Source organism: Candidatus Frankia alpina, from assembly GCF_902806485.1.
Classification (GTDB): Bacteria; Actinomycetota; Actinomycetes; order Frankiales; family Frankiaceae; genus Frankia; species Frankia alpina.
On the sequence record NZ_CADCWT010000192.1, the window covers coordinates 1 to 9,732 of the forward strand.

General features: G+C 71.5%; 10 protein-coding genes and 1 pseudogene. 4 read left to right on the top strand and 7 right to left on the bottom strand.

Annotated elements, in window-relative coordinates; all coding sequences use genetic code 11:
• Nucleotides 1–188: 188 nt before the first annotated feature.
• Nucleotides 189–542: a hydroxyisourate hydrolase gene (gene uraH / locus G6R25_RS17880; protein WP_163553898.1), complete on the top strand. Its 354-nt coding sequence runs from the start codon at nt 189–191 to the stop codon at nt 540–542.
• 15 nt (nt 543–557) lie between these two features.
• Here uraH and G6R25_RS17885 read toward each other — a convergent pair whose 3' ends face one another.
• The 4 genes and pseudogenes from G6R25_RS17885 to G6R25_RS17900 all read right to left on the bottom strand — a co-directional run bounded on the left by G6R25_RS17885 (nt 558) and on the right by G6R25_RS17900 (nt 3,900).
• Complete coding sequence (locus tag G6R25_RS17885; RefSeq protein WP_163553899.1) at nt 558–875, bottom strand: DUF3349 domain-containing protein; 318 nt, start codon at nt 873–875, stop codon at nt 558–560.
• 111 nt (nt 876–986) lie between these two features.
• Nucleotides 987–1,250 (bottom strand): hypothetical protein, encoded by a 264-nt coding sequence (locus G6R25_RS17890; protein ID WP_163553900.1) that lies wholly within the window; start codon nt 1,248–1,250, stop codon nt 987–989.
• A 66-nt stretch (nt 1,251–1,316) separates the two neighbouring features.
• The gene (locus tag G6R25_RS17895; protein WP_163553901.1) at nt 1,317–2,465 is read right to left on the bottom strand and encodes an inorganic phosphate transporter; all 1,149 of its coding nucleotides are present in this window, start codon (nt 2,463–2,465) and stop codon (nt 1,317–1,319) included.
• Between the two features lie 140 nt (nt 2,466–2,605).
• A pseudogene (locus G6R25_RS17900) lies at nt 2,606–3,900 on the bottom strand (DUF6986 family protein).
• Between the two features lie 908 nt (nt 3,901–4,808).
• Between G6R25_RS17900 and G6R25_RS17905 the strand changes: the two are divergent.
• The gene (locus tag G6R25_RS17905) at nt 4,809–5,312 is read left to right on the top strand and encodes a ferritin-like domain-containing protein (protein WP_163553902.1); all 504 of its coding nucleotides are present in this window, start codon (nt 4,809–4,811) and stop codon (nt 5,310–5,312) included.
• A 12-nt stretch (nt 5,313–5,324) separates the two neighbouring features.
• On the opposite strand, the gene G6R25_RS17910 is transcribed toward G6R25_RS17905, so the two are convergent.
• Nucleotides 5,325–6,827, bottom strand: a complete 1,503-nt coding sequence (locus G6R25_RS17910; protein WP_235948919.1) for an 8-oxoguanine deaminase — start codon at nt 6,825–6,827, stop codon at nt 5,325–5,327.
• An 86-nt stretch (nt 6,828–6,913) separates the two neighbouring features.
• Here G6R25_RS17910 and G6R25_RS17915 point away from each other — a divergent pair, with 86 nt between their 5' ends.
• On the top strand, nt 6,914–7,825 hold the full coding sequence (locus G6R25_RS17915) for a TrmH family RNA methyltransferase (RefSeq protein ID WP_163553903.1): 912 nt from the start codon (nt 6,914–6,916) through the stop codon (nt 7,823–7,825).
• A 67-nt stretch (nt 7,826–7,892) separates the two neighbouring features.
• On the opposite strand, the gene G6R25_RS17920 is transcribed toward G6R25_RS17915, so the two are convergent.
• Nucleotides 7,893–8,324 carry a DUF2752 domain-containing protein gene (locus G6R25_RS17920; protein ID WP_235948921.1) on the bottom strand — a complete coding sequence of 144 codons (432 nt, stop codon included), beginning with the start codon at nt 8,322–8,324 and terminating at the stop codon, nt 7,893–7,895.
• A 37-nt stretch (nt 8,325–8,361) separates the two neighbouring features.
• Entirely contained in the window at nt 8,362–8,760 is a 399-nt protein-coding gene (locus G6R25_RS17925; RefSeq protein WP_205447214.1) for a hypothetical protein, read from the bottom strand.
• Between the two features lie 444 nt (nt 8,761–9,204).
• On the opposite strand from G6R25_RS17925, the gene G6R25_RS17930 reads away from it, so the two are divergent.
• Nucleotides 9,205–9,720, top strand: coding sequence for a hypothetical protein (locus G6R25_RS17930; RefSeq protein ID WP_163553905.1), 516 nt, complete (start codon nt 9,205–9,207; stop codon nt 9,718–9,720).
• Nucleotides 9,721–9,732 lie beyond the last annotated feature (12 nt).

Below are 9,732 nucleotides of genomic sequence, written 5' to 3' on the forward strand. Positions count from 1 at the left end.
ATCCGTCACCAGATCGCTTGAAACCACAACTCAACGACACCTAACAAATCCCTACTAGCCCGCTGGCGGTGATGAGCCAAGCTCCAGCAACTGGCTCGTCCGGCATCCCGGCGGGCCGGCCGGGACCGAGGCTGGCCGGGGCGGAGGCTGGTCGCAATGGGCCAGGGGGGACAAGATAGGAGGCGTAGATGGGGCTGTCCACACACGTCCTGGACACGGCGCAGGGACGACCCGCCGGGGGGGTGCCGGTCCGGCTCGAACGGGGGGAACTCGGCCCGGTTGCCCGTGGCACCAGCACCGAGTCCGGCAGTCAGACCGGCGTCTGGACTCTGATCACCGAGGCGGTCACCGATGCCGACGGGCGGGTCAGGGGCCTGCCGCTGACCGCGCCCGGTCCCTGGCGGCTCGTGTTCGACACCAGCGCCCGCTCGGCGTTCTTCCCCGAGGTGAGCATCGCGTTCCACGTCGCGGACCCGGCGGATCACCATCACGTCCCGCTCCTGCTGGCGCCGTTCGGCTACTCGACCTATCGCGGAAGCTGACCTTGAAATAAACGGTCAGGTCTCGGTGGCGGGCTGCGAGCGGGACGGGGAGGCCAGCGGCCATCCACCGGCCGCCAGCCGGGCGCTGACTCGGGCGATATCGCCCTCCAGCGGGGTGTCGTGGGTGATGTCGGCGATCGCGGTGCGGATCGCCAGGGCCGAGGTGGAGTCGCCGCTGGCGGCCAGCGCGTCGACGACCACGGCCACCTCGTCCCCGGTCAGCTTGCGTCGCAGCAGCGCGAACAGCGGCAGATAGTCCCGCTCCGGGACGCCGTCGGGATATCCGGCCCGCAGCCACTGGATGACCGAGGCCAGCATCGGAGGCAACGCCACGCCACTCACCTTTCCATCGCCTGCCGGGCGACTCCGAGGATCGGAGAATCGCCTGCCACGTGGGTCCAATCGCGCGCCGGGCGGGGCTCCATCAGGGCACGGACAGCTCCATCAGGTGCCCGCGACGACGGAGTAAATTCCCCAGGCGATCGCTGCCAGCACTACGGCGAAGCACACCACCCCGGCGGCGAGGCCCAGTGGGTTCGAGCCGAGAATGCGGTCGCCGCCGGCCTCGGTGGCGGGCGAGCCGCGGTCCCGGCCCGGCAGGCTCACCGCGCGCAGCCCCACCGCAAACAGCGCGGGCAGACCCGCCCCGGCGAGCAGGCCGATGACGACGATTTTCCACAGCGCGTCCAGGTCGATCCAGGAGTTCATGCCTGCCTAGCCTTTCGTCACCAAGGTCTCGGCGTGGATGCTGACGTCAAGGCCTCCGTGTGGGCCTCAGGCCGCGATCGGCTTCTTGGCGTCCGTGGAGGCCGTTGCTCCTTTCCATTCGTCGTTGACGTTGTGGTGGCTGACCGGCGTCCCGCGGGCCCGCAGGTACAGGGCGGCGGATGCGACCACCAGCAACACGAAGACGACCAGCACGCCGGTGGTGCCGCCGATGCCCTGGGCGATCCCGTAGCACCCGGCCCCGACGAGCCCGGCGGCCGGCAGGGTCAGCAGCCAGGCGGTGGCCATCCGGCCGGCGACGCTCCAGCGCACCTCGGCGTTCTTGCGGCCGAGGCCGGTGCCGAGGATGGAGCCCGTGGCCACGTGCGTCGTCGACAGCGAGTAACCGAAGTGGCTGGAGAGCAGGATCGTCGCGGCCGAGGCCGACTCGGCGGCCATGCCCTGCGGGGAGTCGATTTCGACCAGGCCCTTGCCGAGGGTTCGGATCACCCGCCAGCCGCCGAGGTAGGTGCCCATGCTGATCGCGATCGCGCAGCTCAGGATCACCCAGAACGGCGCCTCGGCCCCGGAGTCCACCGTGCCGTTGGCGATGAGGGCCAGGGTGATGATGCCCATCGTCTTCTGCGCGTCGTTCGTGCCGTGCGCGAGTGAGACGAGCGACGCCGAACCAATCTGGCCGAGCCGGAATCCGTGGCTGCGCGTCCGGTTCGGGACGCTGCGGCTCAGCCGGTAGATCAGGTAGGTTCCCACGGTCGCGATGAGGCCGGCGATCACCGGGGACAGACCGGCTGGGATGATTACCTTCGAGACGACGCCGTGCCATTTGACGCCGTGCGTGCCGGCGGCGGCCATGGTCGCCCCGATGACCCCTCCGATGAGCGCGTGAGATGAGCTGGATGGTATCCCGAAGAACCAAGTAAGCAAATTCCAGGTAATTCCGCCCACCAGGCCGGCGAACACCACCGTCAGCGTCACGAGATGGGTGTTGACTAGGCCACTCGCGATCGTTGCGGCCACGCTGAGCGACAGGAAGGCGCCAACGAGGTTCAGCGCCCCGGAGAGAGCGACGGCGATCTTCGGTGACAGTGCCCGCGTGGCGATCGAGGTCGCCATCGCGTTGCCGGTGTCGTGGAAACCGTTTGTGAAGTCAAAGGCCAGTGCGGTTACGACCACCAATACCAGGATGCCGTCGTTCACGACATCTGTTGTAGCTTCGGGCGGGGCCGATGTCGACCCGTCGCGAACCTTCAGAACGGGATATCGGGCAATGTTCACCGACGTTCATTTTCCGTTAATGTAGATGACTTTCGACGTTGCGTTTATCGTGTCACGCGTGGTTATTGGTCGTTGATTGTGGTGGAATTGTTCGTTCTTCGCCCGCCCAGGCGGGTGACCGTCGCCCGGTCGAGGCCCGCGGCTGCGAGGCGCGGGTCGTCCAGCACGCCGGCGTCGAGCGCCCGCAGGACGTGCCCGGCCAGGGCTCGCCCGGTCGCCGGCTCGTCGGCGACGGCCCCCGACTGCCGGGTGGCGGCGTAGGCGGCCAGCCGGGCAAGCGCACCGTCGAGCCCCGCCAGCAGACAGCCGGTCACCGCCGCATGTCGGCTCACCAGCTGCCCAGGATGCAGATCCCAGCCCTGGTAGAGACCTCGATGCCAGGCGCGGCGGATCAGCTCGGCGTGCCGAGGCCAGGCGCGGCGCACGTCGTCGCCGGACGCGCCCGCCCGTTCGTCGCCGTCGACGGGCAGCAGGTTCGACGAGCCGTCCGCGACATGAATGCCGGTGCCGGCCGCGGCCAGCTGCATCATCGTCGTCGCGTACTCCACCGCCGGATGGTCACTGGCCTGGTGCGCGGCCGTGACTCCGAGCGCCGCCGAGTAGTCGTAGGTGCCGACGTGCAGCCCGACGAGCCGGCCGGGGCCCAGCTCGAGTCCGGTCCGCACCAGCGCGGGCAGGGCGAGCACCGCGGCCGGCGTCTCGACCTGTACCTCGATCCCGACCGGGGCGAGCCCGAGCCGCCGCTCCAGCTCGGCGAGGACATCGGCGAAGACCCGAAGCTGCCGCGCATCGCTGACCTTGGGCAGGGTCAGCACCAGACCGGGCGGTGGTCCGTCGGCACCGGCGAGCGCGGTGAGGAACAGGTCGAGGCTGCGCAGCCCACGGGTGCGGACCAGCGGGTTGAGCGACTTGGGTCGCAGTCCGTAGCGGGCGGGCAGCTGCCGGCCGCGTCGGCGGCGCGCAGGGCCTCGGCCGCGCTCACGGCGTCGGCGTCCTCGGCGCCGTCCGGCCGCAGGCCGTAGCCGTCCTCCAGATCGACTCGCAGGTCCTGGATCGGCTCCGCGGTGAGCGCACGCGTGGTGTGGGCATGGACGGCGGCGGCGACGTCGGGCCGGGGCTCGCCGCCGGTCGCGGCGGCGAGCGTCGCGGGCTCGGCCCCGTACGTCGCGAGCAGGGCGCGGGCCCGCTCACCCCAGGCCGGCACGATGCCGGGGACCATCTGATCGGCCGGCAGGTAGCAGGTGTGAACGGGCTGGCGGGCGCCGGTATCCCCCGGGTGGCGGGCGGCGAGGGCCGCGTCGACCGGTTCGAGGGCGGCGGTCAGGTGGGCGACGACATCGGGCGGCAGCGTCGGCATGGTCCCAGTCTCCGGCTGTCGCCGGTCAGGGTGTCGGCTAGAGCGCCGGTCAGGGCGCGGGCGGACGTTCATCGGCGCCTGTGGGGCCACCGCTGTTCGATCGGAGGCCCCGGGGCGGCGCAGCAGGTCACACCGGCCGGAGGCGCCGACCGGTAGGGCTCGCGGGGCCCAGGCCGGCGGGGCGCGGGGGCAGCCGCAGGCGCAGGGCGACGAAGGCGTTCGCCGGTCGGCACGGGGGCGGGGCGGATGAAGCCGCCGCCGACGCTGGGCGCACCGATCGGGGGGGTCGATGCGCGGCGTCGGCGGCGGCGGTCTCAACGGGGGACGTCCGGCTTCCCGTGCCCGGATCATCATTGCTCAGGTTGCCGGGCCCGAGGGGGTCAACCCCGTTATCCGGTCCGAACTGCCCTGCTGCTTTGTACCAAATGGCACCCGGGAGGCAGCCGGCCGGGTTCGGTGCTCCCCACCGGCCGCTGCATCCTTCGTACCCCTGCGTGACCGTCTGTACGCCGAGCCATGCCGAGGTCTAGTCACGGTTTTCGGGTGCAAAACCGTGACTATGCCTCGGCACGATTTGGCCGCAATCTGGCTGGAAATCAGGCGGGCAGGCGGCGGAAGAGTTAGTTGATGATTACTTAGAGTTACAGTTGGCGATTCGAAATCACTCGCGTCGAGGCGAGCGTGTCCGCCGTCCGGCGGTCCGTCGGCAGCGCCGACCCGGGCCGAGGAGGCGGGGCGCGGCCGTTCGTCGGAGGTGAGCTGTTGGCGCGCATCAGCTTTATGCGCCTAGGGTGGTGACATATCTTCGCTCACCAAGGCCGCTGAGGGATCGGGCGGGGTGGACCCGGCGGTGCTACACCTGGCGTCGGCGGGGCCGGCTCGCCGCACCCGTGGAGGGGACGGACGCCATGACCGACACGCAGACCACTCCGGTCACCGAGTTGCTTAACCAGCTGCTCGGCAGCTACTGGGCGGGCTACGCCCAGCACCGCACCCATCTCGTCCTTGTCGAGTCCTGGGGCCTGCACGGTCTGGCCGCGGGCATGGCTGTGCGGATCGCCGACGAGCCGGTCACCATCGCCGCGGTGCTGAACCGGCTGCTCGACCTCGGTGGCCGGCCGGACTTCGTGGTGGCCAAGCCGGCCATCGGGACGTCCCTGCGGGAGGTGCTGGAGAACGACCTGGCGGCCCAGCGCGGCGCCCGACCCGGTCTGAACCAGGCGGCGGAGGTCGCCGCCGCCGAGCACGACGCGACCACCCGCATCCTGATCGAGACCGTTCTCGCCGACGAGGAGCAGCATCTGGCCTGGCTCGATACCGAGTTGTCGCTCTACCACCGGCTCGGCGAGCCGCTCTACACAGCCCAGCGCCTCGCCGTGGCCGCCGCCGCCGCTTCCCCGTCGCCGGCCTGAGCACCCCCTTGCCTATCCAGAGGCTTCGGCACTCGATTTACCCCCCTCTGGATGTGCAGCCAGGTTGATGCCGGCGTCGTTGAAGGCGCGTTGGATGCCGGCGGCGAGGGTGCGGTGCCGGTCGAGCATCGCGGGCAGGTCGGGGTGCACCGGCCGGCCGTCCTCGACGACGAGCCGGCCGGCGACGACGGTGTGCCGGGCGGTGGTCGGCCCGCAGCGCAGCCAGGCGTCGATCGGATCGGACAGGGCCCCGGCGTAGGCGACCCCGTCCAGCGGCCAGACGACCAGGTCGCCGACCGCGCCGACGGACAGTTCGCCGATCTCCCCGGTGCGGCCGAGGCAGCCGGCGCCGCCACGGGTGGCGATCTCCAGCGCGTCGCGGGCCGACATCGCCGCGGCGCCGTGCCGTAGCCGGCCGAGGAGCATCGCCGTGCGGGCCTCCAGCCACAGCGACGCCGAGTCCGCCGACGACGACCCGTCGCAGCCGAGGCTGACGGGGACGCCGGCCGCCCGCAGCTCGGCGACCGGCGCGAGCCCGCCGCCGAGGATCATGTTGCTGCTCGGGCAGTGCGCCACCCCGGTGCCCCAGGCGCCCAGCCGGGCGACCTCCGCCGGGTTCGGGCAGATGCAGTGCGCCACCCAGGCCCGGTCCCCGGCCCAGCCGACCTCGGCGAACTGGTCGATGGGCCGGCGGCCGAACACCGCCAGGCAGTATTCGTCCTCCTCGGGATCCTCGGCGAGATGGGTGTGCAGTCGCACGTCGAGTTTCTCGGCGAGCTCGGCGGTGGCGCGCATGAGCGCCGGGCTGACCGAGAACGGCGAGCAGGGCGCGAGTGCCACGCGCACCATCGCGCCCCACGACGGGTCGTGGTGGCGGGCGACGAGGCGGGCCGACTCGGCGAGGATCTCGTCGTCGTCCTGGACCACCGAGTCGGGTGGCAGTCCCCCGTCCTTCACCGACAGCGACATCGACCCGCGGGTCGGGTGGAATCGCAGGCCGAGGGCCGTCGCCGCGGCGATCTCCGCGGAGATCAGGTCTCCGCCGCCGCGCGGATGGACGTAGAGATGGTCGGTGGTCGTGGTGCAGCCGCCGAGGGCGAGCTCCGTGAGCCCGACGTACGCCGAGACGTGCACCGCCTCCTCGTCCAGCCGTGACCACAGCGGGTAAAGAGTCGACAGCCAGGTGAACAGGGTGCCGCTCAGGGCCGGGGCGTAGGCGCGGGTGAGGTTCTGGTAGATGTGATGGTGCGTGTTCACCAGGCCGGGCGTGACGAGCGTGCCGTCGGCCCGCAGGGTGCGCACGGCGGGTGGCGGCGGATCGCCAGGGCCGCCGAGCGCGCTGACCAGGCCGTTCGTCACCGCGACCCATCCGCCGCGGATCTCCCTGCGGTCGGCGTCCACGGTCGCGACCAGCTCGGCGCCGACGACTAGCAGGTCAGCGGGAACGGGAGCGTTGATGGGACGGGAGACGGCGGTGCCCGGCGCCGGCGCGGGCGCGGTGTGCGGCTCGGTCATGGCCGCCGATTCTGCGTCCCCCGCGTTACGCCCGGGTGACAGCGGTCGTGTTGGGAGAGACAGCGGTCGTGTCAGGAGGTTGTGGCGTGCCCGCTGAGCCGCCCCGGTCCGCCGCTGCGCCGGTCGTGGCGATCGACGACCCGGCGGATCCGCGGGTCGACGACTTCGTCGCGCTCACCGATGTCGCCCTGCGGCGCCGCAGGGAGCCCGCGGACGGGCTGTTCATCGCCGAGGGCGAGCGGGTCATCACCCGGGCCCTGCGGGCCGGCTATCGTCCTCGTTCGGTCCTGGTGTCGCCGGCCCGGCTCGACGCGGTGCCGGCGGACCTGCCCGCCGACGTCCCCGTCTACGTCGCCGGGGCCGACGTCCTCGCCGCCATCACCGGTTTCGAGGTGCACCGCGGCGCGTTGGCGTCGATGTGCCGCCGGCCGCCGCTGGCCGCCGCGGACGTGCTCGCCGCCGCGCGACGCATCCTCGTCTGCGAGGACATCGTGAGCCACACCAACCTGGGGGCGATCTTCCGCTCGGCCGCCGGGCTCGGGATGGACGCGGTACTGCTCAGCCCCCGCTGCGCCGACCCGCTCTACCGCCGCTGCGTGCGGGTCTCGATGGGCGAGGTGTTCGCCGTGCCCTACGCGCGGCTCGACCCGTGGCCGGGCGCGCTGGGCCTGCTCCGCGCCGTCGGGTTCACCCTGCTGGCGCTGACCCCGGCCGTCGACGCCGCCGATCTCGGCACGTTCGCCGCCCGGCTCGACGCCCCCGGCTTGGCGGCGAATCCGGCGGCCGAGGGCCAGGCGGCGGGGTCGTCGGAGGTGAACCCGGAGGTTGGGTCGCCCGCGCGCGTCGCGCTTCTGCTCGGCACCGAGGGACCCGGGCTGTCCGAGCCGACCCAGGCGGCGGCGACCGCGCGGGTCCGCATCCCGATGGCGCACGGCGTCGACTCGCTCAACGTCGCCGCCACCGCCGCCATCGCCTGCTATCTGCTGGGCCGGCGCTGACCGCACCGACCGCACCGACCGCGGGGTGCCGCGACACCCCGGGCAGGTCGCCCGGCCACGAGCGGCGTCAGCCGGGCCGGGATGCCAGCCACGTGCAACCGGGCAGCGGCAGGTTGCGCAGCACCCAAAAAGCGATCACCAGCACCGGGATGACCGGTAGCAGCCGGGCTGGGACGCGGGGCAGCGGGCGCCGCCAGCCGGCGGCCCGAGCCACCGCCACCGCCCAACCGAGGACCAGCGTCGGCGCGGCGACGAAGAAGAAGAGGTTGTAGTTGGCCGCCGCCTCCGGGTGCCCATGCAGGAGCTGGTGCAGACCCCGCAGCGTGCCGCACCCGGGGCAGTCCAACGACGTCGCCCAGCGGAACGGACAGGTGGGGTAGTGGCCAGGCTGCGCCGGGTTGACGAGATAGACCCGCACCGCGGCGGCCGCCGCGATCGCACCCACCGCGGCGAACCCGCCTAGACGGGCCCGCGGCGACCAGTCCCGCGCGGTCGTCACCGGTTCAGCGTAACGGGCATAAGGGCGTGACGGGCGGTCACTCCAAGTGCAGAGCGTTCTCCTCGGCCGAGGCGCTCCTGATAGTTCCGTCGTCGTCAACCTCGAGGGCCGCGTCCTCGAGGCCCGTGGCGTCCTCGCCGTAGACATCAGCCCGCAGGATCTGGCCCGACTCCCGGCGCTCGGCCTCCAGGTAGGGGTCGGCGTCCGGCAGTTCGGCCGCGAGCTGCTCCGCGAAGGACGAGCCCTCGCGCTCCTCTCGCGGCGTGTGCGGGTACCGCACACCCGGGCTCGGCCGGTCAGGAACGTCCCAACTGTCGTCAAGCGGGTCCCGGCCGGCGTCCGTCGAGCCGAGGTCGTCGCTGTCGAACACCTCGGCGGGTTCCAGAGGCGAGTCCTCGCGGTTCCACGACTCGGAATCCGCGGCTGGCTGTGTCACGTGGGCCTCCCCGACCGGCTCCCGGTGAGCGGTGTCCATCCGGGGTGTGTACCTGGACGGATCACCGGTGTGACGGGTCCGGTCGTTGTCGACGGTGCGTCCCGGGCCGTTCCCGGCACGCCTTGACATTGCACCTTCCCTGGCCCGGCGGTGTTAAGCCCACACGGCGCGCCGGTCTTGCCGGCATCCGCGCGTTGCGAGCGGCCGCACCTTCCAGCAGCTTGGCCGGTCCGTGCCGCCGGCCTGGCCGCTTCCACCCGGCTGGCTGCCGGCGGTGTCGGTTGGAAACCGTTGGGCTAAGGTTCTTTTCCTTTTCCTTTTCCTTTGCCGTCGGCCAGATAGTCGCGGAGAAACGCAGTGATCGTGTGCCGTGATGTGGCGGTGTCTCCGCCTACAAAAGTCGCTCCGACGCTTACCTCGACCGTCTGGCTGAGATTGGCCGTAGTGGCCGGTTTCGGGCCGTATGTCGTGAGCGGGATACGGGCGGAGCAGGTGGTCGTCTATGGTGGCCTGCTCCTCTGCATTCCGTTCGGTGGAATGTTCCACGGCCTGGGTCCGCGGCATCTCATGGTGGCGCTGGCCTGGACGGGCTTCGCTCTCTACGTAGTTTTGAATTCGATCGGTGTGACGGTTTCGGAGAATTTCTTTCCCGGCCCCCTGCAGGCTGGCGTGGATAATTACGTCTATCCCGCCGCAGTGCTGTTCATGGTAGGCCGGTGGTTGGCGGCGGGCTATACCCGACAGGGCGCACTTGATCGGTTCTGTCGGATATTCGTGGTGTTGATGATGATCAATGGTGGGCTGGCGGTGCTCGGCTTGGCCGCCGACCTCTCGCCCATTCTGGCCGCCTTCTGGGGCGGTGAGGGCCTGGGCGGGCAGAGCGTGGCCGTGCTGGCGACAGGCAACGGCCGGCTCTCCGGCGTGTTCAACCAGCCGGTGGAGGCGGGAGCCGCTCACTGAGCCATTCCCGGC